The sequence below is a fragment of the Aquiflexum gelatinilyticum genome (assembly GCF_024813435.1).
Taxonomy (GTDB): domain Bacteria; phylum Bacteroidota; class Bacteroidia; order Cytophagales; family Cyclobacteriaceae; genus Cognataquiflexum; species Cognataquiflexum gelatinilyticum.
This window is the reverse complement of sequence record NZ_JANAEZ010000002.1, coordinates 106,226-132,933: the sequence shown is the minus strand read 5'-3', so window position 1 is coordinate 132,933 and position 26,708 is coordinate 106,226. Positions and strand designations below refer to the sequence as shown.

27 protein-coding genes are annotated in these 26,708 nt (G+C 40.4%); 4 read left to right on the top strand and 23 right to left on the bottom strand.

The features are described from left to right. Positions 1-8 precede the first annotated feature (8 nt). The gene (locus NK987_RS05195) at positions 9-2,816 is read right to left on the bottom strand and encodes a M16 family metallopeptidase (RefSeq protein ID WP_259263008.1); all 2,808 of its coding nucleotides are present in this window, start codon (positions 2,814-2,816) and stop codon (positions 9-11) included. Between the two features lie 180 nt (positions 2,817-2,996). Here NK987_RS05195 and crcB point away from each other — a divergent pair, with 180 nt between their 5' ends. After that, complete coding sequence (crcB, locus tag NK987_RS05190) at positions 2,997-3,362, top strand: fluoride efflux transporter CrcB (RefSeq protein WP_259263007.1); 366 nt, start codon at positions 2,997-2,999, stop codon at positions 3,360-3,362. A gap of 90 nt (positions 3,363-3,452) precedes the next feature. Further along, complete coding sequence (locus NK987_RS05185; protein ID WP_259263006.1) at positions 3,453-4,346, top strand: TIGR01777 family oxidoreductase; 894 nt, start codon at positions 3,453-3,455, stop codon at positions 4,344-4,346. 69 nt (positions 4,347-4,415) lie between these two features. On the opposite strand, the gene NK987_RS05180 is transcribed toward NK987_RS05185, so the two are convergent. The 4 genes from NK987_RS05180 to NK987_RS05165 all read right to left on the bottom strand — a co-directional run bounded on the left by NK987_RS05180 (position 4,416) and on the right by NK987_RS05165 (position 5,696). Beyond that, positions 4,416-4,907, bottom strand: coding sequence for a GNAT family N-acetyltransferase (locus NK987_RS05180; RefSeq protein WP_259263005.1), 492 nt, complete (start codon positions 4,905-4,907; stop codon positions 4,416-4,418). After that, complete coding sequence (locus tag NK987_RS05175; protein ID WP_258424759.1) at positions 4,904-5,197, bottom strand: type II toxin-antitoxin system TacA family antitoxin; 294 nt, start codon at positions 5,195-5,197, stop codon at positions 4,904-4,906. The genes NK987_RS05180 and NK987_RS05175 overlap by 4 nt, the downstream gene beginning before the upstream one ends. Positions 5,198-5,285: 88 nt before the next feature. After that, positions 5,286-5,462 (bottom strand): PLDc N-terminal domain-containing protein, encoded by a 177-nt coding sequence (locus NK987_RS05170; protein WP_259263004.1) that lies wholly within the window; start codon positions 5,460-5,462, stop codon positions 5,286-5,288. A gap of 3 nt (positions 5,463-5,465) precedes the next feature. After that, on the bottom strand, positions 5,466-5,696 hold the full coding sequence (locus NK987_RS05165) for a PLD nuclease N-terminal domain-containing protein (RefSeq protein ID WP_258424757.1): 231 nt from the start codon (positions 5,694-5,696) through the stop codon (positions 5,466-5,468). Positions 5,697-5,793: 97 nt separating this feature from the next. On the opposite strand from NK987_RS05165, the gene NK987_RS05160 reads away from it, so the two are divergent. Beyond that, a complete protein-coding gene (locus tag NK987_RS05160; protein ID WP_259263003.1) occupies positions 5,794-8,352 on the top strand; it encodes a M14 family zinc carboxypeptidase in 2,559 nt (852 codons plus the stop codon). Between the two features lie 56 nt (positions 8,353-8,408). On the opposite strand, the gene crtD is transcribed toward NK987_RS05160, so the two are convergent. The 14 genes from crtD to NK987_RS05090 form a co-directional block, all read right to left on the bottom strand. After that, positions 8,409-9,875: a 1-hydroxycarotenoid 3,4-desaturase CrtD gene (gene crtD, locus NK987_RS05155; RefSeq protein WP_259263002.1), complete on the bottom strand. Its 1,467-nt coding sequence runs from the start codon at positions 9,873-9,875 to the stop codon at positions 8,409-8,411. Positions 9,876-10,013: 138 nt separating this feature from the next. Next, entirely contained in the window at positions 10,014-11,480 is a 1,467-nt protein-coding gene (locus NK987_RS05150; protein ID WP_258424754.1) for a glycine--tRNA ligase, read from the bottom strand. A gap of 61 nt (positions 11,481-11,541) precedes the next feature. Further along, a complete protein-coding gene (locus NK987_RS05145; protein WP_259263001.1) occupies positions 11,542-12,585 on the bottom strand; it encodes an oxidoreductase in 1,044 nt (347 codons plus the stop codon). Further along, positions 12,582-13,208: a response regulator gene (locus NK987_RS05140; RefSeq protein ID WP_258424752.1), complete on the bottom strand. Its 627-nt coding sequence runs from the start codon at positions 13,206-13,208 to the stop codon at positions 12,582-12,584. Before NK987_RS05140 ends, NK987_RS05145 begins: the two co-directional genes overlap by 4 nt. 28 nt (positions 13,209-13,236) lie before the next feature. Beyond that, complete coding sequence (locus tag NK987_RS05135; protein WP_259263000.1) at positions 13,237-14,001, bottom strand: sensor histidine kinase; 765 nt, start codon at positions 13,999-14,001, stop codon at positions 13,237-13,239. A 109-nt stretch (positions 14,002-14,110) separates the two neighbouring features. Further along, a complete protein-coding gene (locus tag NK987_RS05130) occupies positions 14,111-14,815 on the bottom strand; it encodes a hypothetical protein (protein ID WP_258424750.1) in 705 nt (234 codons plus the stop codon). Positions 14,816-14,818: 3 nt separating this feature from the next. Beyond that, positions 14,819-15,229, bottom strand: a complete 411-nt coding sequence (locus NK987_RS05125) for a hypothetical protein (RefSeq protein ID WP_259262999.1) — start codon at positions 15,227-15,229, stop codon at positions 14,819-14,821. Positions 15,230-15,387: 158 nt separating this feature from the next. Continuing rightward, the gene (locus NK987_RS05120; RefSeq protein WP_258424748.1) at positions 15,388-15,942 is read right to left on the bottom strand and encodes a hypothetical protein; all 555 of its coding nucleotides are present in this window, start codon (positions 15,940-15,942) and stop codon (positions 15,388-15,390) included. A 385-nt stretch (positions 15,943-16,327) separates the two neighbouring features. Then, complete coding sequence (locus tag NK987_RS05115; RefSeq protein ID WP_258424747.1) at positions 16,328-16,459, bottom strand: hypothetical protein; 132 nt, start codon at positions 16,457-16,459, stop codon at positions 16,328-16,330. Between the two features lie 51 nt (positions 16,460-16,510). Then, positions 16,511-17,197: a hypothetical protein gene (locus NK987_RS05110; protein WP_258424746.1), complete on the bottom strand. Its 687-nt coding sequence runs from the start codon at positions 17,195-17,197 to the stop codon at positions 16,511-16,513. 138 nt (positions 17,198-17,335) lie between these two features. Continuing rightward, the gene (gene secDF / locus NK987_RS05105) at positions 17,336-20,305 is read right to left on the bottom strand and encodes a protein translocase subunit SecDF (RefSeq protein WP_259262998.1); all 2,970 of its coding nucleotides are present in this window, start codon (positions 20,303-20,305) and stop codon (positions 17,336-17,338) included. An 85-nt stretch (positions 20,306-20,390) separates the two neighbouring features. Further along, positions 20,391-20,756, bottom strand: coding sequence for a hypothetical protein (locus tag NK987_RS05100; protein WP_259262997.1), 366 nt, complete (start codon positions 20,754-20,756; stop codon positions 20,391-20,393). 75 nt (positions 20,757-20,831) lie between these two features. After that, a complete protein-coding gene (gene udk, locus NK987_RS05095) occupies positions 20,832-21,449 on the bottom strand; it encodes a uridine kinase (RefSeq protein ID WP_258424743.1) in 618 nt (205 codons plus the stop codon). 19 nt (positions 21,450-21,468) lie between these two features. After that, the gene (locus NK987_RS05090; RefSeq protein WP_259262996.1) at positions 21,469-22,038 is read right to left on the bottom strand and encodes a non-canonical purine NTP diphosphatase; all 570 of its coding nucleotides are present in this window, start codon (positions 22,036-22,038) and stop codon (positions 21,469-21,471) included. 510 nt (positions 22,039-22,548) lie between these two features. Between NK987_RS05090 and NK987_RS05085 the strand changes: the two genes are divergently transcribed. Next, a complete protein-coding gene (locus NK987_RS05085; RefSeq protein ID WP_259262995.1) occupies positions 22,549-23,121 on the top strand; it encodes an LOG family protein in 573 nt (190 codons plus the stop codon). A gap of 7 nt (positions 23,122-23,128) precedes the next feature. Here the strand turns inward: NK987_RS05085 and NK987_RS05080 are convergent, their stop codons facing one another. From NK987_RS05080 to NK987_RS05065, 4 genes are all read right to left on the bottom strand, one after another. Beyond that, positions 23,129-23,611, bottom strand: coding sequence for a GAF domain-containing protein (locus NK987_RS05080; protein ID WP_259262994.1), 483 nt, complete (start codon positions 23,609-23,611; stop codon positions 23,129-23,131). Between the two features lie 224 nt (positions 23,612-23,835). Beyond that, complete coding sequence (ribD, locus tag NK987_RS05075) at positions 23,836-24,894, bottom strand: bifunctional diaminohydroxyphosphoribosylaminopyrimidine deaminase/5-amino-6-(5-phosphoribosylamino)uracil reductase RibD (protein WP_420841161.1); 1,059 nt, start codon at positions 24,892-24,894, stop codon at positions 23,836-23,838. Continuing rightward, positions 24,866-25,612 carry a DUF4382 domain-containing protein gene (locus tag NK987_RS05070; RefSeq protein WP_259262993.1) on the bottom strand — a complete coding sequence of 249 codons (747 nt, stop codon included), beginning with the start codon at positions 25,610-25,612 and terminating at the stop codon, positions 24,866-24,868. The genes ribD and NK987_RS05070 overlap by 29 nt, the downstream gene beginning before the upstream one ends. A 176-nt stretch (positions 25,613-25,788) precedes the next feature. Continuing rightward, positions 25,789-26,613, bottom strand: coding sequence for a DUF4382 domain-containing protein (locus tag NK987_RS05065; protein ID WP_259262992.1), 825 nt, complete (start codon positions 26,611-26,613; stop codon positions 25,789-25,791). Between the last annotated feature and the right edge of the window lie 95 nt (positions 26,614-26,708).

Genomic DNA, 26,708 nt, shown 5'->3' with positions numbered 1-26,708 from the left:
CAAGTAGTTTATTTCAATGCAGGAAATTTCTTGATCTCCAACAGGTTTTCTTTTGTCAAAAACTCCTGTGCTGCTTTTTGGATCCTTTCCTTGGTCATTGACTCGATGGCTTTTTGCCCGTCCAACAATGCTTCCCAAGGCAAATTGTACGTCCTCACCGCAGAAAGCTGTCCAAGCCAATAATTATTTCGCTTGAGGTTTTCTTCCAAAGATATCCTTCTTTTCTCCTTGACTTTGTTCAGGTCTTCGTCTGTCGGACCGCTTTCCTGGATCTTTCCGACTTCTGTCCAAGCTGCTTCGATCAGTTTGTCCACCATATCAGGACTGCAAGGAAAACCGATCGAAAAAGAAAAATTCCCCACCGGAAAGATTCCCATGCTTCCATTGGCACCCACACCATAAACTCCGCCGATTTCCTCCCGAAGGGATTCGATCAGCTTGATGGTCAGGATTTCTCCAAGGTAAATAAGATCCGCAGCTTTCTTTCGGTCGTAATCCGTCTCCCCTGTGAAAAGCATGATAACCTGAGACTTTTCATCTGTACCGACATGAATGCTTTCAGACCTACCCTTTGGCGTGCGGATCCCCAAATCCCTGAATGTATCAAGAGAATCAGGATTGGAAGGAAGGCTTCCGATATATTGTTCCAACATTGGCTTGAAGGTCTCCAAATCAATATTTCCTGTGAAGAAAAACTCAAAATTTGCAGCATTTGAAAACCGTTCGGCATACATTTCCAAACCCCTGTCCAAGTCAATTTTATCCAAATCCTCCGGATCAAAAATCCCGGCTGCCCGTGGGTGTCCGTCTGCCAAAATTTTATTTACCTGCTTTGAAAACTGGTAATCCGGATTCGCCTGTGCACTTGCCAATTGGGTCTTTTGGTTGGCGATATAGACATCAAAGAGCTCTTGGTCTTTTCGAGGAGCAGTAAAATTCAGGTGGATCAATTGCATGGCCGTTTCCATTTCTTTTGGTGAAAATGAACCGGCAATATTCTGAGAATACAGTCCAATATTTGGTGTTACTGACACGGTTTTTCCTGCCAAAACTTTTCTCAGGTCCGATGGCGAAAAATCCCCGATTCCCATCACATTCACCAAGACCCCTGCATAATAGGCTGTGTGGTGATCTTCCTCCCCATACAGGGAAATTCCCCCTTTTCCCGTAGCTGTAAACAGGATCTCGTCATTCTTGAAATCGGTGGATTTGACAAATACTTTGACACCGTTGGAAAGCAGGATTTCATGGATGTCGATAGAAGGCACATGTTTGATTTCTACGATTTTACCCGGTTGGGGCAGGTTTTGGATCAGCTTGTCTGCCAATAATTTTTCTTGGTAGGGTTCAAGGTCCATTTGGTCTATGGCATCGAAAAGCGCCAAAACAGCTTCCTTGGAGGGCAGGTTTTCCTTTTCTGAATCAGGTGCAGTGATGACGATCACACGGTTTTCATCCCTGACCAATTGCTTGGCAAGGGCATTGATTTCTTCCAGTGTGATATTTGGGATGATCTCTTTGTAAAACTCATATTTCCACGCTTCACCATCTGCAAAATTTCCTTCCAAAAAATGGTTGACATAGCGGTTCACTATGGACCGGGATTCTGCTTTGTCCATTTCTTTGAAAGACCTCTCGGCATTGTTGAGCACTGCACGCTTCACCCGGTCGAGTTCGGCTTGGGTAAATCCAAACTGTGCCACCCGCTCATTTTCCACAATCAGGGATTGGATGCCTGCTTCGATTTTTCCTGTGGCGACCACGCCCGATGCAGAGAAATAGTCGAGGTCACGGACAAAATTCCCATATCCTGTTCCGGCAAAAATGAAAGGTGCATCTGGCTTTTGCCTTATTTCATCCAATCTTTGTGTCAGCATTCCTCCATAAAATGTACGTAACAAAAAGTTGCGGTAATCTGCTTTGGTTTGGGTAGGAAGGGCTTTATGTTTATAAAAAAGTTGGATTTGGATTCCCGGGGCTTCCTTGTCTGTGACGATACTGACGAAGGTCTCCTTGTGCTCGGGAACTTCAAAAAGCTTTCTTTCTTTAGGATTGGCAGGGTTTTCAAGTTTACCAAAATATTCCTGAATTAAAGCCTCCAACCTTTCCGGTGCCACATCTCCAACTGCCACCACCGCCATGTTGTCCGGCCGATACCAATCTCTGTAAAACCTTCTGATGGTTTCATATTGGAAGTTTTCGATGATATCCATTTTCCCGATCGGCAGTCTTTCCGCATAGCGGCTATTGTGAAAAATGACCGGAAAATATTGGTCGCGCATTCTTTGGGTATACCCCTGACCCGTGCGCCACTCTTCGACAATGATGCTTCTTTCGCTGTCGATATCCTCCTCATTCATCAGAATTCCCCCTGCCCAATCACTCATAACCAGAAACCCCTTTCTCAGTTTTTCTTCGTCCTCAGAAGGAATAGGCAGGATATAAACGGTCTCATCAAATCCTGTGTAGGCATTCAGGTCCCCACCAAATTGAATCCCTATAGATTGGAGATAGGAGATCAATTCATTTTTCTCAAAGTTCTTCGTTCCATTAAATGCCATGTGCTCGGTAAAATGCGCCAAACCCAATTGATCGTCTTCTTCCAAGATAGAGCCTGCATTGATTGCAAGCCGAAGCTCCACTTTGTTTTGAGGCTTTGGGTTTTGTTGGATGTAGTAAGTCAGGCCGTTTTCTAGTTTTCCCACCTTCACCCTTGGATCAAGCGGTACTTTTTGGTCAAAGTTGCTCTGTGCAAAAAGTGAGAAAATGGGTAAAAAAAAGAATAAGAGTACTTGGTATATATTTTTGAACTTCATCTTTGATGTTGGATTTTTGGATATTGGACTATAAATCAAGTCAAAATTTCGGGAAAATGTTTCATGAACCTAGGAAGGACAGTGCCATTTTTAGATTTTGTTCCATTTAATTTCTCTAATTTTAATTCCATACAGGTTTTTTACATTCTTAAAAATCATCATTCACACAAATTTGAGTTCATGAAACAAATCATTTTGGTAGGAATCGGCGGCGGTGTCGGGAGTATATTCCGTTACCTGATCAAAATATGGACCGCGAGATTTTCTGAAGATATTCCCCTCGCTACTTTTTCCGCAAACATCATTGGTTGCCTTCTGATCGGTCTGTTGATGGGTTATTTTACCAAAAATGAACATATTCCAAATGATTGGTCTTTGCTGTTGATCACCGGGTTTTGTGGCGGGTTTACGACATTTTCCACTTTTTCATCTGAAAACCTGAATTTATTGCAAACAGGAAATTACCTCACTGCTTTGACATATATTCTTGGAAGCGTGGTTATTGGAATATTGGCTGTGTTTTTGGGATATGTGTTGACGAAGTGAATTGGGTTGTTGCAAAGAGAATTTACTAAGTAGGTTAAAAATAGTAAACAAAAGCCCTTCAATTGGTTTATAACCTAGAGAAAAAGAAACATGAAAAATATATTGATCACAGGAGGTTCGGGTTTGGTTGGGAAAAAAATCACCCAAAAATTGGAATCGGAAGGTCTATCTGTCGCCTGGCTAAGTAGGGATCCCAAGAAATACACCCAAAAATCTTTTGCTTGGGACATAGATAAAAACACCATTGACAAGGATGCCATCGAATGGGCGGATGGGATTATCCACCTTGCGGGAGAAGGCGTTGCCGAAAAAAGATGGACGGATGAAAGAAAAAAAGCCATTTTGGAAAGTAGGACCCAATCCTCTGCCCTACTTTACGAAGCGATAAAAAACGCGAAAAATAAACCTAAAGCTTTTATCTCTGCGTCGGCGGTGGGGTATTACGGTTTTGATACTGGAGACAAAACTGTGGCTGAAAATGAAAAACCCGGAACTGACTTTCTTGCAAAGGTTGTGGTAGCTTGGGAAAATGAAGTGAAGAAAATGGCAAATTTGGGTTTAAGGACAGTCTTGCTAAGGATCGGCATTGTCTTGGACAAAGACGGCGGTGCGCTCAAAGAAATGATGAAACCCCCCATTGCCGCGCCACTCGGAAGCGGCAAGCAATGGATGAGTTGGATCGTAATCGATGACTTGGCGCGGATGTTTTCTTTTGCTGTCAAAAATGAAAAAATCTCAGGGACTTACAACGCTGTAGGACCCAATCCCGCTACCAATGCGGAACTGACCAAGGCTGCTGCGAAGCATGCAGGCAAACCCTTTATCGGTTTTGGTGTTCCCGGTTTTGGTTTAAAATTGATCTTGGGAGAAATGGCCATGATGGTCTTGGGAGGCAACAAAGTCACTTCGAAAAAAATCGAGACCGCAGGATTTGAATTCAAATATCCCGAATTGGATGGGGCGATGAAGGGGGTTTATGGGTGAGGAGGAATTTTAGCAAAAAAAGAAACTCAAATGTCCAAATTTTAAGCTTTGGGGAATCAAAAGATTTACTTAAACTAGTTTCTCAATTACTTTCATTGGCAAAAACATTTTTCCACTATCTGAAAGCAGTTCAAATCCATAACTTGAATAAAAATTTACGGCTTTTTCATTGATAGGATCAACGACAACTGCCATTGCGCCAATACTCTCGTTGGATAAAACAAAGCTACGAAACAAGGCATCTAATAGCAGAAATTCTCCAAGCCCTGTACCTTTTTGAGAAATATCTCTTGCCAACCTTCCCAACAAAATAACAGGTGCATTGTAGCTTTTGGGAATTTGTTTGATGTATTTTTCTGGTATTTGGTCTCTTCCAAGACTTTCACTTGTAAGTGTATAGTATCCTAAAACTTTTCCTCCTTCATCGACTGAAACGAAACAAGTCGCAAGTCGCTTTCTAATATCTTGGCTAACTTGGTTTTTGATATAATCAGTCAATGATGCTTCCTCACAATTAAATTCCTGTCTATTGTGGGTTTTTCCCAATAATTCAATTTTCACAACAACGCTGTTTGTGATTTATACTTATTGGCTGCGTCGATTAATTTTTGGTTTGGTTGGGGGTTTCCGAATACCGCCTCAAAAAATTTCTCTTTATCCTTTTCGCTAGCAATTATTGATTCATTTTTTGCAACAATTTCTTCTGCCTTTTCTTTGACGACTCTGACGATAAAGCTACTAAATGTCTTATCCCCACTAAGCTTTTGCGCTTTCATAAATACTTGCTTGTCTGAAGATGATAGCCGAATTTCAATTCTTTCATCTTTATTCAGGGAAGATTGTGTTTCCATGATATTATCGTTTTCACAAATGTACGGTATTTTATCGTACAAAAATGGAGTTTTATAAATTAAAATGAATTCCTTTTTCTCTATCCTATTACCTACTCGCCGTCTTTCTGCCCATCAAAAACCAAAGTATCGTTCCAATCAATGGAAGAAAAATCACGATTAAAACCCAAACAAGTTTGTCGTTATTGCCGGCAAACTTACTGCTCACTACATCATAAATGGTGTAGACATATATTGCCAATCCAAGAAATCCCAGTCCAAACATATTTTATCTGTTAAAGTAATTGCTGCGACGGCGTGATCCTTTTTGGTTTTTTGCCAAGCCAAAATAAACAAATGGCCCTATTGGATTGGCAAAAAGCAATACAATGATCCAAATCAATTTCATGTTTGGATCTTTGAAATCTGACTTCACCACATCCACCAAAGCATAAATCCAAAATGCTAAAAACAATAGTCCGAATATCATCAGACCACCCGGAAAATTTAAAATAAACATCACCATAGTACATCATTTTTTTACCTCTTAAACGAAATTACTCATTTTTCTGAAAACATTACCTTAAAATTGGGTCCCAATCAAAAACTATTGTAGCATGAAAACCACCAAAATTTTTATGATTGCCTTAATGGCATGGATGATCTTACCTGTTCAGGCACAAAATAGCTTAAGCTATTACCTGCCAGAAGGATACACCTATAATCCTGCCATCCCTACTCCAAAACAGGTCCTTGGATTTGAAGTCGGAGACTGGCATGCCACCCATGACCAGGTGGTCATGTACATGCAGGCAGTCGCAGCGGCATCGGACAGAGTGAGCATTGAAGTCATAGGTAGAACCTATGAAATGCGTCCGCAAATCGTCCTGACTATTACCTCTCCGGCCAATCATGGCAAGTTGGAACAGATCAAATCTGAAAGAAAAAAGCTCCGGGACCCTTCGTCCAATGTGAATATTGAAAAAATGCCATTGGTCATGTGGGCGGGATATTCTGTCCATGGCAACGAACCAAGTGCGGTAAATGCCTCCCTTTTGGCAGCTTACCACTTTGCAGCTGCGAACGAAATTGCTGGGGACCTTGAGAACATTGTCATTCTTTTGGACCCGGCACTGAACCCAGATGGGGTCAACAGGTTTGCCTCTTGGGTCAATTCGCACAAAAGTTATAACATGAACGGAGATCCGGTCAACCGCGAACTCAATGAAGCTTGGCCAAGAGGACGAACAAATCATTATTGGTTTGACCTGAACAGGGATTGGCTGCCTGCACAGCATCCCGAATCAAGAAACCGTGTGGCCAAAGTTCAGGAATGGCTCCCTAACGTACACCTTGATTTCCATGAAATGGGAGCAAACAGTACCTTTTTCTTTCAGCCTGGCGTTCCTGCTAGAAACCATCCTTTGACACCAAAGAAGAGTTTTGAACTGACCGAAAAAATCGGACAATACCATGCAAAGCATTTGGATAAGATCGGTTCTTTGTATTACACTCAGGAAAATTTTGATGATTTCTACTTTGGAAAAGGATCTACCTATCCAGATGTGCAGGGTTCGATCGGGATTCTTTTTGAGCAGGCAAGCTCAAGGGGACACCTTCAGGAAACCATCTATGGCCCATTGTCTTTTGCTTTTACGATCAGAAACCAGTTCACCACTACCCTTTCTTCTTTCGAAGCCTCAAGGGAAATGCGGGTGGAATTGAATACCTACCTAAGAGATTTTTACAAAGAAGCTAAGACCGAGTACGATGCCGATACCAATAAAGCTTACATCTTCGGAGCCAAAGAAGATGCCGGAAGAACCTACCACTTGGCAGATTTGATCCTTCAGCACGACATAGATTTATTTAGCCTCAAAGAGGACATCTCTGTAAACGGTGTAGAATTCAAAAAGGAAAAAGCCTATATCGTGCCCCTCAACCAGCCACAGTATAGGTTGATCAAGTCTTTGTTTGAAACCCGGACTTCGTTTACTGACAGCTTGTTTTACGATGTATCGGCTTGGACAATGCCTATGGCTTTTAACTTAGACTATATGGCACTGAGCAGTAAGATTCTAAATCTTGCCAATGTGGAAGAAGTGCCGAAAAATTCACCAAAAGCAAAAGGAAAAGTCATTGGTCAACCTGGAGCCTATAGCTACATGTTTGGATGGAGCGAATATTATGCTCCAAAAGCAGCGTATGCGCTGATGGACAAAGGATATTTGGTAAGGGTAGCTCATGAGGAAATCACTTTGCCTGATGACGTCAAAATGAAACGTGGAAGTATCATCGTGGGTAAGGGACAATCAGATGCTACCGACCAACAATTATACAATGACTTGGTAAAATTAGCTGAGGAATCCGGAATAGAAATCCATGCAGTAACCACCGGGTATACAGGAGGAGTCAATATCGGTTCGCCGAGTATAGATGTACTACAAAAACCCGAAATCGCCATCTTGGTAGATGGAGGAGTCAGCAGCAGTGATGCAGGTGAAGTCTGGCACTTGTTAGACCAAAGATTCCAAATGCCTGCGACACTTCTTCCGGTTGACCGATTCAATTTTACAGATTTGAGCAGGTACAATGTCATTGTTTTCTCTGACGGCAATTACAACCAACTTGGAAAATCAGGCGTCGAAAAAACGAAAGATTGGGTTAGGGCCGGAGGAACTGCCATCGCAACAGGAAGAGCTTTGAACTGGTTTGGTCAAAATGAAATTGCAGCCTTCAAATTTAAAAATGAGGAGGGCAAAGACACCGTGGTGCAAAGAAAATATGCTGATTTTGAAAGGGCAATGGGGGCAAAAGTAACAGGAGGAGCGATTTTCAATGTCCATCTTGACATTACACACCCAATAGGATATGGTTACGAAAAACCGGAAATGTTCACATTCAGAGGTGATAACCTCTTTATGGTTCCTTCTGAAAACGCTTATGCCAATCCGATGGTGTATACGGCCAACCCTTTGGCAAGTGGTTACATCCATCCGAGTAACCTTGAACAGATCAAAAATTCCGGAGCGATACGAGTATCAGGAGTTGGGAGAGGCAGGGTAATCGGATTTGTGGACAATCCCAATTTCAGGGGATTCTGGTTTGGTACTAACAAACTGTTTTTGAATGCCATCTTCTTTGGACAGACTATTCAGTCAGGTACAGCGAGATAATTTTGGATATCCTAAATTAAATCCTCCAATGGCGAAAAAACCTTTGGAGGATTTTTTTATCCCTTAATCATATCAGTCATGATCTTGGCAGAAAGCAGACAAAGGGGAATCCCTCCCCCCGGATGTACACTGCCTCCGCAGAAATAAAGGTTTTTGATCTCCGAAGAGAAATTAGCATGCCGAAGAAAAGCAGCATATTTGTTGTTGGAACTGTTACCATAGAGTGCCCCGTTTGCACTTGAGGTTTTGGATTCAATCGTTCTGGGTTCTAGGATTTCCTCCACTTCGAGCAGGTTCTCAATGTCGGTTTTTAGGATCCTGTTGACTTTTTGGATGATGCTTTTCCTTGCCTCTTGGATGAGTCTGTCCCAATCCTGCCCTTGGTTATTGGGGACGTTGATCATCGTAAACCAATTCATGCATCCTTCGGGTGCATCGTCCGGCTTGTTGACAGAGGTGATGTTGATATAGACTGTGGGGTCTTGGTAGATGGACTTTTTATTGAAAATATGGTCAAATTCCTCTTTGTAATTTTCTGAAAAAAGGATGTTGTGCAAGTCGAGTTCAGGGAATACCTTTTTGATTCCCCAATAGAATATCAGTGCAGAACTTGATTTTGGCTGGTCAAGCAATCGGTTTGGTTGCTTTTCTTTCTTAAGGATGGTCTTGTAGGCATTGACCATGTCCATGTTATTGATTATGACATCTGCAAAATGGGAATTGCCGGAAACGATGACTCCTATTGCTTTTTTGTCCCTGACAATGACCTCCTCAACTTTGGCGTTGAAATGGAATTTGACACCCAAGTCCAAAGCTAGTCTGTATAAACTCAGGGTAATGTCATGCATGCCTTTTTTGGGAAAAAAGGCCCCGATATTGAATTCAAGGTGGGGGATGATATTTAACGTGGCAGGAGTTTCATAAGGATTGGAGCCGTTATAGGTAGCGTACCTATTGAATAGCTGAACCATTTTTGGGTTTGAAAACTGCTTTTCATTGGCCTTATTCATGGTCGAAAAAATCCCCAATTTGCCCAATTTGAAATAGCATTTTATCGCATCTTTATTTGCCCAAGTCCCAAACCGATGCAATGATTTATGCATAAATAAGGGCGCAAGGTGGTCATAGATAAAAGCCGATTTTTGAAGCGATTCAAAAACATACGAGGCGGGTTCGCCCAACTTGGACTCGACCTCGGCAGCAAATTTTTTGGTATCGCCAAAGGCTTTGATCTGTGTCCCGTCTTCCCAAAAATAATGACAGGCAACAGGCAGGCGGATGTAGTCAAAGTGGGCTTTCGGATCTTTCCCTGAAATATGAAAAAGCTCCTCGACCTGATCGGGAAGTGTAAACAGTGACGGCCCCGCGTCAAATCGATAACCTTGGATTATAATTTCTGAAAGTTTGCCACCAGGATAAGAATTGGCTTCAAAAACGTTCACTTCAAAACCTTTGTTTCTGAGACGGATGGCAGCTGCCAAACCTGCTATTCCTGATCCTATGATGATCGATTTTTTATTCATATTGCAATTACTCTTTACCCAAGTAAAAGAACAAAAAATAACTGAAAAGGATATTTGAAATCTTGCTATTGATTGGTTTAAACAAAAATCCCTCTGCAAGTTGCCTTCCAAAGGGATCTATTTTAACAATTCGCTTTCTTAAAACTTTTCAAAGATTCTTTTATAGCTGCATGCATGACTTAATCTTGCATGAAGGTCAGAGATCAGCACCCTTTCCTGCTCGGTGGTATCTCTGTGTCTTATCGTCACCATATTGTCTTCTAATGTCTGATGATCGACAGCAATACAGAATGGCGTTCCTATCAAGTCCTGACGGGTATATCGCTTTCCTATGGAGGCTGCTTCTTCATAGATGATATTGAAATCATACTTCAATAATTCCACGATCTCTTTTGCTTTTTCAGGCAGTCCATCCTTTTTGATCAAAGGAAGGATGGCAGCTTTTACAGGAGCGATGGCAGGGTGCAATTTAAGATAAGTCCGCTGCTTTTCTTCTGACTGTTCGTCAACAAAAGCATTGCACAAAGTCATCAAAAACAACCTATCCGCCCCGATTGAGGTCTCAATGACATAAGGAATGTAATTTTGGTTGATCTCCGGATCAAAGTATTGCTGCTTCTTTTTGGAATATTCCTGATGGCTTTTCAGATCAAAATCCGTTCTCGAATGGATTCCTTCTACTTCTTTGAATCCAAAAGGAAACTCATATTCGATATCCATGGCAGCATTGGCATAATGTGCCAACTTCTCGTGGTCATGTCTTCTCAGCTTTTCTTCAGGAATTCCCAAAGCCTTGTGCCATCTCATCCTTGTATCAGCCCAGACTTTGTACCATTCCAGTTCCGAACCCGGACGTACAAAAAACTGCATTTCCATCTGTTCAAATTCCCTCATTCGGAAAATAAATTGGCGGGCAACGATTTCATTTCTGAAGGCTTTTCCAATCTGTGCAATTCCGAAAGGAACCTTCATCCTGGCGGTTTTCTGGACATTCAGGAAATTGACAAAAATACCCTGAGCTGTCTCGGGTCTTAAATATATCGTCGTGGAATCCTCCGCTACGGAACCAACTTGCGTGGAGAACATCAGGTTAAACTGACGGACTTCAGTCCAATTGGAAGTTCCGCTGATCGGACACTTGATACCTTCATTGGTGATCAAATCCCTAACTCCGTCCAAATCTTCGGCTTCAAGCAACCTTGCCAAAGCCCCTGTCAAACTATTGGCCTTTTCAATGTCTCCGGCTCTTTCATAAACCGCTGCATGCTCCTCAACAAGCACATCCGCACGATAACGCTTTTTGGAATCTTTGTTATCGATCATCGGATCGTTGAAGCTGTCTACATGTCCGGAAGCCTTCCAAGTGGTCGGGTGCATAAAAATCGCTGCATCTATCCCAACGATGTTGTCGTTGAGCCTCGTCATGGTTTCCCACCAAAGGCGCTTCAGGTTATTTTTCAACTCTACGCCATAAGCCCCGTAATCATATACTGCCTGAAGGCCGTCATAAATTTCAGAGGAAGGATACACAAAGCCATATTCTTTGGCATGTGCGATTATATCTTTCAATTGCGTATTTTCTGTGTTGGATTCAATTTTTGCCATGGGCGCAAAATTAAAGAAAATGACTGAATAGCAAGGGGAAGAATAAAAAACAAAAGACCAATTACCTAAATACTTCCTCTTTGTAGACCCTTCTTCCTTCTTTGTTGCTTAAAAAAGCTGCTTCGATGATTTTCAGTACATCAATGGCTTCACTCATTTTTACGTCCAGGGATGTTTTACCATGGATCGCATCAGCGATATTTTGGTAAAAAATCCTGTAATCTCCCCTTTCTGTTGGATAGGAAACGGTTGCTTTTTCCAAGTGAAGTTTGCCCCAAGCTTCTGAATTTTCCATTCCCCAATTGACTCCTACAGGGATTTGTCCGGCTTTGAAAGCTTTCTCCTGCACATCCAACCCGTATTTGGCATAGGAACCTTTTTCTCCCAAAATCAAAAATCTCGGAATCGGTGCATTGGCCAAAACACTTGCCGTCAACCTCACATTGATCCCATCATACATCATCGTAATGTCAAAAAAATCGTCCGCTACGGCACCGGTCCTTTGCTTCAGAATTTCCGCATAAATCCAAGCAGGCCTACCAAAAAGCATCACTACCTGATCGATCAGATGAGTTCCGAGGTCATAGGTGATGCCGTTTCCTGGAACTTCCTTTTCTCTCCAATTGTCTACCAAATTCGGCCTAAACCTGTCAAAATGAGATTCAAAATGGACTATCCTTCCCAAGATCTGCTCCCTAAGGATTTTTTTGATGGACAGGATATCTCCATCAAGCCTGCGGTTTTGGAATACTGACAGGATCAAATTTTTGGATTCTGCCAACTCTTTCAATTCCTTGGCTTCTTTGGAATGGATGGTGACGGGCTTGTCGACGACTACATGCTTGCCTGCTTCTAAAGCCAATTTTGCCTGTGAAAAATGGAATTCATTGGGAGTGACGATCACGATCAAATCCGCTGCATCATTTTCCAATAATTCCTCCAGACTTTTGAAGACCTGAACACCAGGATATTTAATTTTTGATTTCTGTTGGCTTCTTTCCACTACTGCCACCAACTCCAAATCATCACACACTGAAATCAAAGGTGCATGGAAATTTTCAGCCACAGAACCATATCCTACAAGTGCTGTTTTGATTTTGCTCATATCCCGATTTCAAAAGCTTTTTTTACAAGTTCAGCCACAGAACTTACACCCAATTTGGCATGGATTTTTTTGCGGTGGGCTTCGACAGTATGTACACTCAGGTGGAGTTCTTTGGCAATCTCCTTGTTGGTCAATCCCTGTTTGATCATTCTCACCAATTGTAATTCACGTTTGGAGAGTTTGAATTTTTCTTTATAAAAATCTGAATATCCGTCATCAATATTCTGTTGGAGCACTTTCTGGAAACTCATGATATGGTTTCCTTCGTGAACTTCCTTGATGGTATAGATCAATTCGTCTGAATCAGCGTTTTTCAAGACATAGGCGTCGGCGCCAAGTTTTTGACATTTTAGAAAAATGGCCTCATCATCATACATGGAAAGGACAATGATTTTTGAATTCGGAATCAATCTTTTGACAGATTCTATTACACCTGCACCATCCAAAAAAGGCATATTCATATCCGTAAGGATCACATCCACTTCATTGGACTTCAGAAACTCAAGCAGCTCAAGTCCATTTGAAAAAACACCTTCAACCCTTAAATCGTCATCATCATCCAAAAGACTTGCTATCCCTTTGGCAAACATTTTATGGTCATCTGCTAATGCAATACGGATCATAACTTTATTATTGTTGCAGGAAGATAAATCAAGCTTTTTGATTTGGCAATATTAGTTTTATTTCTGTCCCTTTACCTGGGATAGAGTGTAATTTCATCTCACCACCGATTGTGGCCATTCTGTTTTTTAGGTTATAAATTCCCGATCCTGAGGATTCGCCGGTGTAGTCAAAACCTTTGCCGTCATCAATTACCTTGATCAAAGATCGGGATGAATCAGAATCGACTGAAATCTCAATCATTTTGGGTTGGGCGTGCTTGATGGCATTATTAAGGCTTTCTTGTATGATTCGGATCAGAACAAGTTTCTTGTCTTTTTCTAAGTGGAGCATATCGCCTGATTGGTGAAATGCAACTTTACAGAATTCGGCAGATTCCAATTTTTTAAGCTCTCTTTGGATGTAATCCTCCAAAGAAATCTTTTCCACCCAGTCAAGATTCAAGGATTTCGACAAGGCTCTGACTTCATGGATGATTTCGTTGACTATACCCTTCCCTTCGCTGACTTTCTCAGGTTTGGAACTTGAGAGATTCATTTTAGCAAGAGAAAGTAACTGTCCTACATTGTCATGTAATTCTCGCCCAACATAAGAAAGGATATCTTCTCTCAGTTCTTTTTCTACATTCAGAATGGTCTTTTCATATTCAGCTTGGATTTCCTTAACCAATTGTTGGTTTTTGATCTGACGCTGTCGGTGAAAAACAACCATAATCACGATAAATGACACCATCACAATCATTAAGAAAAAACCCAATAGGATGATTAAAAAAAGATCAGAGCCGTCATTTTCCATGGGTGTTTTTTTAAACTAAAGATGAATAATCCAAAATTGCAGAATCATATTTGAAAACCAAAGGGACTTTTGTGGCAAAACAAAAACTTTGGTAGGGGAATTCTTAGAGTTATTTTAAAACTTCGGTAGGGGTATTTAATCCTCCATTTACATTGGGTTGCTTTCCTTCCAACCAAAAAGGGATATAAAAGGCAGTTCCCATCACCCAATACATCAACACACTTAGGAATTGGATAATGTAGTTGATTTTTATCATCAATTCAATATTTGCTCCTGAGATAAACCTAAATGAAGCGAAATATAACAATGATCCGGAGTAGAAAAACATGATCATGGTCACTATCCAAAATATTGGGAGGATAAGCAAATTTTTATCTTGATACCAATCTTCTTTCATCAGGCCATAAAAAAAATACATACAAAAAGAAATCAACAAAACTCCTCCTATGACATAAGAGACATTATGGAAAACAAACAAGGATTGGAAGAAAATGGAATAAAATAAAGCCCAAAAGAAAAACCCTCCAATGGCTAAAGAGACAATTTTTTTTGCCTTATCCGATAAGAATGCAATTTGAAAGAAGTATAAGATCAAAATTGTCTCCAAATAAACAAATGCCAAATTATAATAGATTACATTCTGCATTCCATTGCTTGCTGTGTAAGTTCCGAGTGTTTCAAGGATCGTTATCAAAAAGATGACAACAAACATGATGCGGTGTAATTTCCTAAACTCGAAATCCCTAACAAAAAATAATGGGACACTAAGGAGCATCCCAATAAATAAGAAAGCAGAATATAAATAATCAGACATTGATTAAATATTTATCGGAGGCTGGCAATATGGGGGACAGATTTTGCCACCATTGGCGATTGAATTTGTATTTGAAACCTCTTCTGACTGGTTATCAAAAACATCAAAAATACCATCTTCTTTTTGATTTGCAGCAGAAAGTGCCAAAGAAACCATTCCTATATAATCCTCGCGGTCTTTTCTGTCTTTTGGTACCAAATCAAGGTTTTCCTTGTCATATTGTCCGAAATAAATCTTTATTCCTCCGGATTTAGGATCAGTTATCTCCAAAAGTCTTTCTATTTCCTCTCTGGTAAAAAAAGCCCAAGAGGTCTGTTCTTGTACATCTTTGCCTTCTTTGTTTTTTCCTTTGATTCCTTTCCGGACCGATTTATTATATACAGAAACAAAATTTTTTAATTCTTCTTTAGTCATATTTTTTTTGATTTGTTTTTCAGCCACCTAAGAAAGAAAATAAAAACGAATAATTTGAAATGATTTGATCAGTATTTCAAATTAAAATACTCTTTTTAAGATGATAGACGAATAAAAATCTAAAATCTGACTTTTCAAATTCATTAAAATACAAAGAGCTATTTTTTTGAAAAAGCAGGAATATAATAAACCAATCCAAAAACCAGATACATAGTACCACCGATGACTTTTAAAACAAAATTTAACTGCTTCCACATGGCATCTTCCATTTCAATGATGTTGTACAAAAATGTAAAAAAAAGCATCGATGCGCTGTAAAAGAGAAGAAAAAAAGATACACACCAAAAATCAGGAACCTGCCATAATTTTTCATCCCAATAGGTGTCCTCCGTCATGACAGCAAAGAAAAAATAAAAACATCCAAAAATGATCAGAATACTTCCAATTGTGAGGCTATAATTATGGAAATTATCAATCGGGGTAAAAAAAAGAGAATTCAGAATCCCAAAAATTCCAAATAGCAAAGCTGTAAAATTCAAAATCACTTTGCTTTTTTGGCCATTCAAAACCAGAGAAAGATAAATTAAAATTAAAATCGTTTCTCCGTAAGCAAATCCAATATTATAAACCCAATGATTTCTAATCCCTTGCCTTGCTAGAAATGCTCCAGAAAATTCAACAATCGACACCAAAGCCAAAATAAAAAAAACCATTTGGTGCCCTTTTTTGAAATTTTTTAGATCTAAAAAAAAACAGGGTATACTCAATAGCAAGCCCGTAAGGATCATTATGGTATACCAATTGAATAAGTTCATATGAATTATGGCTTGCAGTTAAGGGAACAAAGTTTGCCTCCATTTCTCGTGGGAGCACCGAAATCAAAGGCTAAATCAGTTGAATTTTTTTGATTCTGTCTCTATGTCGCAGTTCACTTTCGATAATATTTGCCGCAGCGATCACGATGGAAATCCTTCCAATATAATCATCCCTGTCCTTTCTGTCGACCGGCAGAATATCGAGAATATTTTTTCATATAGTGCAAAAACAATTTGAAGCCGCCGCCTTTGGGGTTGTTGCACATATCAAGCAAATAAGGAATCAACTTCCTTTCAAAAATACCCAATCAGATTGTTCTGCTATATCCTTTCCATTTTTGTCTTTTCCTTTGAGGCAATTTTTTACAGATTTTGCATATGCCAATCTAAAGGCCTCCACATGATCTTTGGTCATTTTCTTTCATTTGAGATTTACATATCCAATAAAGAAAAAATTAATAGATTTTTATAATGCTACCACTGAATTTCCTTCATCAAAATAAGATTTGAATACCTTAGGAATTAAAAATGAAAATCCAAAGATCAGGTACATTGTTCCCGCCATAAGCCTGTTAAACCCAAAAATTACAGCTACATTTTCAATCACGAATTGAGGAGAAAACTGGTATAGTCCAAAAACAAAGATCGCTTCAACATAAAAAAACAAAATGCCTGTACAGATCCAAAAATGAGGAAGAGTTATCAAATTCCAATCCTTAAAAATCCGGAGATTCAGCATATTGTAAAGAAACCGGACACAGAGAGTAAGAATAAAAAGACTGATGGGAAAAAAAGAATAAAATTGAAAGACTATGGAAATAGACTGGAAAAATACTGAATTGGCAATTCCCCAAAGGAGTAAAAGAAATGAAGTGGTGATGATATATCTTTTAGCGGTTTTGCTTATTTCAAACTTGTAGAAATACATGACCAAGAGCAAGGATTCTACATAAACCCAACAGATATTATAAAGCAAGGAATTGTTGATATTCAAATCCGCAGTATAGCTACCGATTGATTCAAATACCAATACCAAAATCAATAAACCCAAAATAATACCTTGGCCTCTAGTCTTGTTTTTTTTCAGACCAAAATTAATGAGCGAAAGCAATACACTCAATCCAATCACAAGTAGGTAAATCGTCCCTGACATATCAGCTATTTTTATTCCCCAAAATTATAAGTAATAGAAATGCCAAAAAATCCCGTGATTGGGGTATTTTTTATGGAAAAGGCAAAAAAAAGGAGTCAAATCGCTTTGACTCCTTATATTTTTTTGAAATTCTTTAAATTAAACTGTCTTTTTTGCTACTTCCTGAGCGCTTTCTGCTTCGATTTCTTTTTTCATCAAATCCACCACAATCGGTGAAGCGATATAAATTGATGAGTAAGTACCCACCACAATACCAATGAACAACGCAAAAGAGAAACCTCTCAAAACTTCACCCCCAAAAATAAGGAGTACCAAGACAACAATAAGCGTTGTCAGTGAAGTGATCAATGTTCTTGCCATGGTTTGGTTGATCGCATCATTGAACATTTTTACCAACTTGGATGTACCTCTAAGTTCAATGTTTTCCCTGATCCTATCAAAAATGATTACCGTGTCATTGATGGAATAACCCACCACTGTCAAGATTGCAGCAATGAATACTTGGTCAATTTCGAAAGTAGCTCCGAAGGCACTTGCAATGGCAAAGGCTGCGATAACAAAAAGTACGTCATGCGCCAATGCGATGATCGCTCCCAAAGAAAACTGCCACTTGCGGAATCTCAAAAGGATGTAAAGGAAAATTGCTACCAATGCGAAGAACATGGCTTCTGCAGAGGATTTTTTTATATCATCCGCGACTGTGGCTCCTACTTTGGAAGAGCCTGTAATAGAAAACTGACCATCCTGAATATTTGCTGCATCTGTAGAATAAGTCAGTCCCATTATGTTTGCAATGCCTTCTTTCACTTTGCTTTCCACTTCAGCATTGGAGGCATCATCATCCTCATTGATCAAATATGAAGTAGTCACTTTCATGATGTTGCTGGCACCGTAGGATTTGACTTCCACTGATCCGTCAAATTCTCCATCAAGACCCACTTTCAATTCAGAAGCGACCACAGGCTCTGCAAAGGTCACGATATAGGACCTACCACCTGTAAAGTCAACACCAAATTTCAATCCGCTGATCAATGCAATGGCAAGGCCTATGACAATAATCCCGGTAGAGAAAATATATGCTACTTTTCTTTTGCTCATGAAATCAATATTCAGGTTACTCAAAAGACCTTTAGCCAAAGGAGTAGAGAATGAGATACTGCTATCATCACCTTTTTTGCTCATCAGGTGCACAATCAGTCTTGTGATAAATACAGCTGAGAAGAAAGAAGATGCAATACCGATCATCAATACGATGGCAAATCCTTTAACAGGACCTTGTCCCACTGCGTACAAAATCGCGCCAACCAAGAAGGTTGTAACGTTTGAATCCAAAATCGCGGAAAATGCCTTGTTATAACCCTCATTGATAGCAGCTATCAAACCGCTGCCATTGGCTAGTTCCTCTTTGATTCTTTCAAATATCAATACGTTGGCATCAATGGACATACCGATCGTCAACACGATACCCGCGATACCGGGCAATGTCAATGCTGCTCCCAACTGAGCCAAAATACCAAGGATGAAGAAAATATTGAATATCAAAGCTGCAATGGCAACAAATCCACCTTTAGCATAATATGCTACCATGAAAACCACAACCAAAAGCAAACCTGCCACCATGGAGATGATACCTTGGCTTTGAGCCTCTTTACCTAAAGTCGGACCGATAATTGCTTCTTCTACGATCTTTGTGGGTGCAGGAAGGGAACCTGACTTTAGGATGTTTGCCAAATCTTTAGCTTCCTCAATGGTGAAATTTCCTGTGATTTCTGACTGACCTGAAGGAATTTCTCCTTGAACCATCGGTGCAGTATACACGAAATCATCCAATACAACTGCGATTCTTCTACCGATATTATCACCCGTAAGTTTTCTCCACCTTCTGGCACCGTCAGCGTTCATCTGCATACTTACCGCAGGACGGGAAGTCTGGTCTAAAGTCTGGCGGGCATCTGTGATGACATCCCCTTCCAAAGGTGCTTGATCACCTGTTCTGCTCTTTTTTATGGCATATAACTCCAATAATTCAAGGTTATCCGCTACTTCAGGTTTAACAGACCAAAGGAATTTCACATCTCTAGGCAATACGGCTTTCACATCTTCTCTGGCAAAAATCCTGTTGATCGCTACAGTATCCCTGATTTCATATACCAATCCTTGCTGGGATTTGGTCAAAGAAAAAATCGGTGAAACAGAAGTAGAAACGTCAGTAGAATCTGCTGTTCCGGCCAATTGCTTTTCAAGTTCTGATAATGCTGCAGCAGCTTTAGCTGAATCTGTCTCGGCAATTTCAGGCTGAACTGCAGCTTTTTTTGCTTGAGCTTCTGCTACCAAAAGGCTGTTCGCAGCTTCTAATTCTGACAAATACTCATTCACCTCAGCCACTTCCCAGAATTGCAACTTTGCAACTCCTTGAAGTAAATTTCTCACCCTGGTAGCATTGTCCACTCCGGGAAGTTCAATTTGAATCCGGCCGGAACCTTGGATTCTCTGAATATTTGGTTGAGAAGTTCCAAATCTATCAACCCTCGTTCTCAAGATATTGAATGACCTTTCGATGGCATTTTCAACCTCTGTATCGATGATCTGAAGAATGTCAGAATCAGAAGATTCCAATGAAATTCGGCCCCTGTTAGCTGCGGTAGCAAATATTGCACTCAGTTTTTGACCGGGAGCCTGATTTTGCCATGCTCCATAAAACAGATCTACAAACTTGCTGTTGCTCGTTTTAGATGCTTGATTTGCTTCTTCAAGTGCAGTATTGAAGGCAGGGTCCTTACTGTTGCCAGAAAGACCTTTAAGGATTTCAATAGGAGAAACTTCCAAGGTAACGTGCATACCGCCTTGTAAGTCAAGGCCAAGTCCCAATTCAGTTTCTTTGATTTCTTTATAGGTGAATTTGGCACCTAGAAAATTATAAACCGGCTCTCTGTAGATAGAGTCGAGGTAGGATTGCTTTTTTGCAAAATCCAGATTCCCTGCATCGTCAGTGGCAAATTCCACGGCCTTCTGCTGGATATTGTTTGATACGAAAGTGAATGACAGGTAATACAGGCACAAAGCTGTGACTACCACGGTCAAAAACACAATGACTCCTTGGTTACGCATATGATTGATTTTTGATTGTTTGATTATTTATTCTAAGATTTTTGGATATGCCGATAGCGGCTCAGGTATTCTGAGATGAAAAAAATCAGGGAGCATTGGGTGAAATAATCCTTTCCAATAGGATCTCCCAATAGGGAAAATTCAATGGAAGGGTAACACTGACCCCGTTTACTGTAGGCTTTTCAATAGTGAAAGTTTCATAAATCAGGTAAAAAACCTGTTGAGAAACCACAGTCACAAACGGGACTACAGCGTCAACGGCAACATTTAAAAAAGTCTGATTTTCTGATGAAGAATCTGATTCCTGTGATTTTTCCTGCTTGGATTTATTGTCGTTATCTGCAGGTTTTGGAAAATATTCAGTACCGCTTACCAGCATGCAAAAGAACAGGACCAACAAAATTGTTGCTCTCTGTCTAAATAAGCCGATATTTTTGGTTGCTTTTCTCACGGGGGAGCAAATATATAAAGTTTTGCAATTACAAAAGGCCTACACTAAAAAAAACTGACCCTTAGACATTTCCGCTTATTTTGCTTTTAACCTCAAGTAAGTCCTGATTACATCCAAGGCATGGTCAAAATTCCTGTTGTTTGGTATGATCAGATCTGCATCATTCTTGAAAGGCTCGATATACTTTTCATAAGTAGGCATTACATGCATCTCATACCTGTACAGAACATCATCGAGGTCATAGCCACGCTCTACTTTATCCCTGACAATTCTTCTTTTTAGTTTAATATATTCTTTGGCATCGATAAAAACCTTCAGATCCAACAAATCCGCCAACTCGGGATAATAGAGCACAAAAATTCCCTCCACTACCACTACAGGCGCGGGAGCAAATTCCAGTGTTTTGGGCTTTTTGTTGGGATTATTAAAAGTATATTCTTGTCTGTAGACGGTTTCGCCTTCCCGGATTTTTTTGATATCCTCGGCATATTGTCCAAAATCTATGGAATTTGGGGTATCAAAATTATGGATTCCTTTCTCGTCTACAGGCTGAAGATGCCTTGGTTTATAATAATTGTCCTGGGAGATCAAACAAACTTCCCCGGGTTCAAATGAATGCAGCAGCTTGTCTAAAAATAAAGTTTTGCCTGATGCGCTTCCCCCGGTAATCCCTAGAATAAATGGTTTGTTCATGGGGTACAAATTTAAAAATTTATTTGAGAAAGTCTGCCAAAGCTTTTACAGCCTTGCCACGGTGGCTGATTTGGTTTTTTTCTTCCAAAGTCAATTCTGCAAAAGTTTTTTTGAATCCATTGGGTACAAATACAGGATCGTATCCAAATCCACCTGTTCCGATTCTCTGTTGAATAATTTCTCCTTCCGCAATGCCGTCAAAGGCATGCTCTTCCCCATTCAGAATAAGCGCAATGACGGTCCTGAACCTCGCTTTCCTATTTTCCTTTCCTGCCATTTTGCTCAAAAGCAGGTCTACATTCCTCTCATCACTTCTCGGTTCGCCGGCAAATCTCCCTGAATACACTCCCGGCGCGCCATCCAAGGCTTCCACTTCCAGACCAGTATCATCAGCAAAGCAATCCACCCCATAGTTGTCTTTGACATACCTGGCTTTTTGGAAGGCATTGTGTTCCAAGGTGTCACCTGTTTCGGGAAGCTCTTCCCTACAGCCTATTTCTTCCAATGAAACAATGGTAAAATGATCACCCAAGGCAGATTTTACCTCTTCTATTTTCTTTTTATTGTTGGTGGCAAAACAGATTTTCATGGGGGTGAAAATAAAGAGAATTATTGAAAAAGGGTAAACAGTGGAAAGTAATGAAAAATTCACCCGCAGATTTCGCTGACCTGCGCAGAGAAAATTAAAATATCCAAATTTATTTACCAAAAAAGTTCTGCGGACATCTGCGTAGTCTGCGGGAAAAAATATTTACCACTGATGAACACAGATTTTCACAGATGATAATTGGATATTCTGGAAAATTTTTACCGCAATGACCCAAATGGTTTAGCTATTACCGGAAGGTGCATTTCTTAGGGGTTTTGCTCTTTTTTTCTCAGTGTGATATAATACATGATTTTTTTCTCCGTGCCCTCCACGTCCTCTGAGGTAAATTTTTTTCTTGGCATCTTCGCGGGACACCTTCTATTTATTTTGCGGACATCTGCGATGTCTGCGGGACTTTAAATACTCAGAATTCAAAAAATTACTCCCGCGGATTTCGAAGACCTTCGCAGAATAGGGTAAATACAATTACTTTTGTCCAAAAATCAACTTATGAAAAAAATCACCATCTACTGCGGTTCGAACAAAGGTAAAAATCCTGTTTACGAAGAAGGCGCAAAAGCTTTGGCAAAGGAAATGGTCAAAAGAAACATGGCTTTGGTCTATGGTGCCGGGAATGTCGGGTTGATGGGTGTCATAGCCGATGCCATGCTAGAAGCAGGGATGGATGTCTATGGAATCATTCCCCAGAAACTCGTGGACATCGAGGTAGCTCATCGAGGATTGACCGAACTGACTGTCGTCGAAACCATGCGCGACCGCAAATGGCTGATGGCCGAAAAAGGAGACGGTTTTATCGCCATGCCTGGTGGAATCGGGACATTTGAGGAACTGTTTGAAATCATGACCCTTAACCAGTTGGCTTATATCAGTAAGCCTTTGGCACTGTACAATGTCAATGGGTATTATGATGGGTTGATTACTTTTCTAAAGCATTCGGCAAAAGAAGGATTTTTGCATCAAGCACAGTTGGACTTGTTGATTGTCAGCAGCGATCCTGTAGAACTGTTGGATAAAATGAGTTCTTTTGAACCAAAGTATATCGAAAAGTGGGAGGTGAAGTAGGCTTCACTTAACAGTATCGGTCCACCAAGGCCATCAATTTTTCGAGGTAAAAAGCATCGCTTTGGTCAAAATCGTCTAATTGATCACTGTCGACATCAAGGACTATCCAAACTTTCCCTTCTTTAAATCCCGGAACTACGATCTCAGACCGGGAAGCAGAACTGCAGGCAATATGACCCGGAAAAGCATCCACATCCGGTACCAATTGGGTCTTGGCTTCTTTCCAAGCAGTCCCGCATACACCTTTTCCAAAAGCTATCCTCGTACAGGCCAAAGGACCTTGAAATGGTCCCAATACCAAATGTTCCGCTTTGACAATGTAAAATCCGACCCAAAAAAAACCAAAAGCTTCCCGCAACACTGCTGCGACATTGGCAAGATTCGCATAGCTATCTGACTCTGAGGAGATCAAAGCCTCAATCTGTGGAAGAATCGCTTGGTATTTTTCTGCCTTCGTGGCGACTTCGGGTAAGTAGAGTGATTCGGACATGGTTTAAAACAATTTGTGGGTATAACTAAATGTTGAGCGATTACGGTTGGCTGATGTTGTCGCGGCCGTCACTCTGAGTGAAGCGAAGAGTCTCTAATTTTTTGAGATCTTTCATCCTCGTACCTGGGATTCAAGATGACGCCACACCAAGAATAATCCCCCTTTCTGTAAAACCATTTTTATCAACTTGAAATGACATTTACAGGAATAATTTGAATTATCTTTCAATTTCTTTCCCAGACAGCCAACCTATCCCCCACGATTTCTGATTCGGAAAGCAATTTACCTTTGATCAAGGGTGCCGGAATGCCTTTTCCAAATTGGACCTGACCTGTAAAAACCCGAGCCTCGTCCCAAAGTTCATTTTCAATAAAACTTTTCAAAACCTGTGCCCCTCCCTCAACGATTAGGCTCTGGATTTTCCTTTGGTACAAATCCTCCAAAACCTTCTCCAAGCCAAATCCTGAATCCAATTTTACCAAATCAAGGTTCTCTGAATTTTCAGTTTTGACCTGATTGTAGCAAATCGTTTTTTGGCTATGGTCGAAAAGATCCAAGGTTGAATCCAATTTCAAAGTCCTGTCCAAAACAATCCTAACCGGGTTTTTGCCATCCCAGTCTCGCACGTTCAACTTCGGGTTGTCATATTTGGCAGTGGATGTCCCGACTAGGATTGCATCTTCTTCCGACCTCCATTTATGGACAAGCTGTCGGCTATATTGGTTGCTGATCCATTTGGAATCAAAGTTTTCCCGAGCTACAAAACCATCTCGGGTTTGGGCCCATTTGAGAATAACATAAGGTCTCTTCTTTTCGATAAAAGTAAAAAAGCGCTTGTTCTGCTCCCTTGCCTCTTTTTCCAAAATACCCGAAAGAACTTCAATTCCTGCTTCTTTCAAAAGCTGAATCCCTTTTCCTCCCACCAAAGGATTGGTGTCGACCGCTGCAATCACAACCTTCTTCACCTTTTTTTCTATCAAAAGATTGGCGCAAGGAGGAGTTTTGCCCCAATGGGCGCAGGGCTCAAGGGATACATAAACAGTCGATTCCGATAATAAATCCTGATAAGTAACCGAATTGATGGCATTGGGTTCGGCATGTGGTCCTCCATAAACCTGATGGTATCCTTCCCCAATGATTGTATTTTCATGCACAATGACACAACCGACAATGGGATTTGGGCTTACATTCCCTCTCCCAAACTCCGCCAATTCGATGGCTCTCCGCATGTATAATTCATCCTGAGTCATTGAATTACGGTTTTGGACGGAGTGTAATTTCATTTATTTGGGTGATTTTTCTGCTTTCAACCCTCACATTGGTGATCGTCTCAGATTGAAAAGCTGAATTAAAAGGAATGATCGAAACGGTATGATTTCCCAATATCCCCCTCAATTTGAATTTACCGGTGGAAAGTTCGATTGCGGTGGAAGAAACTGTGTCCTGACCTTGAATGGCGTATACCACCGCGTTTTCCTTCAATGGAAGGATTGAACCGGCTATTTCTCCGGTATCTACCCTAGTGAAGGAACGAAGTTTGGGCTTCAGAACAAAGCCATTGGCAGGATTGGGTGAGGCTGTAATTGATCTAAAAACTTCAAAATCAATAAAGATATCATAAGAAATTCCTGGATCTAAAGGGTAATTGACTGTTAAGGAAGGATTTTGATTCTCAATATTTTCAATCACCAAAGGAATCCTTGCTCCATCAATGACGACATAATGGTTGGTCCCCAACTTTAAGGTCAATTCTGTGATTGCTCCAACTAATAATTCTCCCCTACCTACCAAAAACTGTTTATCCAAAATAAGGCTTGAAAGGTTGACCTGTTTATTGCTTTGGACATTTTCAAAAAAGATAGGATTTGCATTGTCCTGACCCCTTGTACCGGTGGTTTTGACTTCCACGCCCAAAATTTCCACCCAAACTTCTTCAAAATCTCCCGGCGCATCAATCACAAATACGTTGACAAGCGCAGTACTTCTTTCTCCATCTGTCATGCAGGAAGTTAGAAACAGACAAATAAAAATCTGGATGAATAAAGAGAATTTTTTCACACTTCAAAAATAGGAAAAGTTATCACAATGGGAGTTTGACATCTACGAAATAAAAAAGCCCAAAGTTTTTCAACTTCGGGCTCTCTGTCTTTCACATTAAATATATGAGATGATGAGGATTAATCCTCTGTATCAATTACAACCAAATCAAGTTGGATAGGTTCCGGCTTTGTAACCACCCCAATTGTGGTTTCTACTCCTTCAATTTTTTTGACTTGATACAATTCATTAGGTTCTACGAGCAAAGAATAACTCCCTGTTTTCAATCCTCTGATCATAAACATGCCATTCTCGTCTGTGAAAGTGCCCACGGTGTCTTCATCAATGATGGCTGAAACCTGTACTGGGAATGCCTCCAGCGGCAACACGGTCCCTTCAATAGTCGCTGAGGCTTCCGCAATCACTCTCAAAACAGGCTTAAGGATATAATTACCTGAATTCCCAGCTTTCACAATTGATTTTGAAGCATCAAAATCTATCACCAAATCATAAGAAATTCCTGCCTCTAATGGTTTGTCGATTTTCAATTTCAATCCACTTTGTTGGGCGCTAGGAGTGGTAAGGTCTATGCGCTGCTCCCCATCCATGATGTAATTGTCATCGCCTAGCAATAACCTTATTTGGGAAATTTCCCCTGCAGGGACTTCAATTTCTCCAAAGTAAAATGGGTTATCAGCTACCAAAGAAAGAAGATTAAGCTTTTTATCTTCTCCTTCATGTCCCAAAGTAATCCATGCACTTCCATTTTCTTCACTTTCGCCTTTTGGAAGAAATTCGACTCCCAATACCTCAACCCACACTTCATCATAAGCTGCGGGTGCGTCAATCAGGTAAACATTCACTTTTGCATTAGCAGAGGATTGCATGTCATCCTTGTCATCACAAGAGACCAAAAAGAACACTGTAGCCAACATTGCTGAGATAGAATAAATGTGTTTTTTCATAAAATTTAAAATTTAAATGGGTTTTAACTTGTAGCCATACTTCCAATCATTGTGCCAAGATGATTTCTTGGTTAATTTTTTGACGATGATTGGTC

Coding starts and splice junctions, on each gene's coding strand:
- NK987_RS05090 (WP_259262996.1), bottom strand. CDS start 22,038: ATGAAAATCTGTTTTGCCACCAACAATAAAAAGAAAATAGAAGAGGTA.
- crtD (WP_259263002.1), bottom strand. CDS start 9,875: ATGAATAAAAAATCGATCATCATAGGATCAGGAATAGCAGGTTTGGCA.
- NK987_RS05110 (WP_258424746.1), bottom strand. CDS start 17,197: ATGTCAGGGACGATTTACCTACTTGTGATTGGATTGAGTGTATTGCTT.
- NK987_RS05165 (WP_258424757.1), bottom strand. CDS start 5,696: ATGTTTATTTTAAATTTTCCGGGTGGTCTGATGATATTCGGACTATTG.
- udk (WP_258424743.1), bottom strand. CDS start 21,449: ATGAACAAACCATTTATTCTAGGGATTACCGGGGGAAGCGCATCAGGC.
- NK987_RS05125 (WP_259262999.1), bottom strand. CDS start 15,229: ATGACTAAAGAAGAATTAAAAAATTTTGTTTCTGTATATAATAAATCG.
- NK987_RS05080 (WP_259262994.1), bottom strand. CDS start 23,611: ATGTCCGAATCACTCTACTTACCCGAAGTCGCCACGAAGGCAGAAAAA.
- NK987_RS05140 (WP_258424752.1), bottom strand. CDS start 13,208: ATGATCCGTATTGCATTAGCAGATGACCATAAAATGTTTGCCAAAGGG.
- secDF (WP_259262998.1), bottom strand. CDS start 20,305: ATGCGTAACCAAGGAGTCATTGTGTTTTTGACCGTGGTAGTCACAGCT.
- NK987_RS05070 (WP_259262993.1), bottom strand. CDS start 25,612: ATGACAGATGGAGAAAGAAGTACTGCGCTTGTCAACGTATTTGTGATT.
- NK987_RS05170 (WP_259263004.1), bottom strand. CDS start 5,462: ATGTTTGGACTGGGATTTCTTGGATTGGCAATATATGTCTACACCATT.
- NK987_RS05195 (WP_259263008.1), bottom strand. CDS start 2,816: ATGAAGTTCAAAAATATATACCAAGTACTCTTATTCTTTTTTTTACCC.
- NK987_RS05145 (WP_259263001.1), bottom strand. CDS start 12,585: ATGAGCAAAATCAAAACAGCACTTGTAGGATATGGTTCTGTGGCTGAA.
- ribD (WP_420841161.1), bottom strand. CDS start 24,894: ATGAAATTACACTCCGTCCAAAACCGTAATTCAATGACTCAGGATGAA.
- NK987_RS05115 (WP_258424747.1), bottom strand. CDS start 16,459: ATGACCAAAGATCATGTGGAGGCCTTTAGATTGGCATATGCAAAATCT.
- NK987_RS05085 (WP_259262995.1), top strand. CDS start 22,549: ATGAAAAAAATCACCATCTACTGCGGTTCGAACAAAGGTAAAAATCCT.
- NK987_RS05135 (WP_259263000.1), bottom strand. CDS start 14,001: ATGGAAAATGACGGCTCTGATCTTTTTTTAATCATCCTATTGGGTTTT.
- NK987_RS05185 (WP_259263006.1), top strand. CDS start 3,453: ATGAAAAATATATTGATCACAGGAGGTTCGGGTTTGGTTGGGAAAAAA.
- NK987_RS05130 (WP_258424750.1), bottom strand. CDS start 14,815: ATGTCTGATTATTTATATTCTGCTTTCTTATTTATTGGGATGCTCCTT.
- NK987_RS05150 (WP_258424754.1), bottom strand. CDS start 11,480: ATGGCAAAAATTGAATCCAACACAGAAAATACGCAATTGAAAGATATA.
- NK987_RS05175 (WP_258424759.1), bottom strand. CDS start 5,197: ATGGAAACACAATCTTCCCTGAATAAAGATGAAAGAATTGAAATTCGG.
- NK987_RS05160 (WP_259263003.1), top strand. CDS start 5,794: ATGAAAACCACCAAAATTTTTATGATTGCCTTAATGGCATGGATGATC.
- NK987_RS05065 (WP_259262992.1), bottom strand. CDS start 26,613: ATGAAAAAACACATTTATTCTATCTCAGCAATGTTGGCTACAGTGTTC.
- crcB (WP_259263007.1), top strand. CDS start 2,997: ATGAAACAAATCATTTTGGTAGGAATCGGCGGCGGTGTCGGGAGTATA.
- NK987_RS05120 (WP_258424748.1), bottom strand. CDS start 15,942: ATGGTTTTTTTTATTTTGGCTTTGGTGTCGATTGTTGAATTTTCTGGA.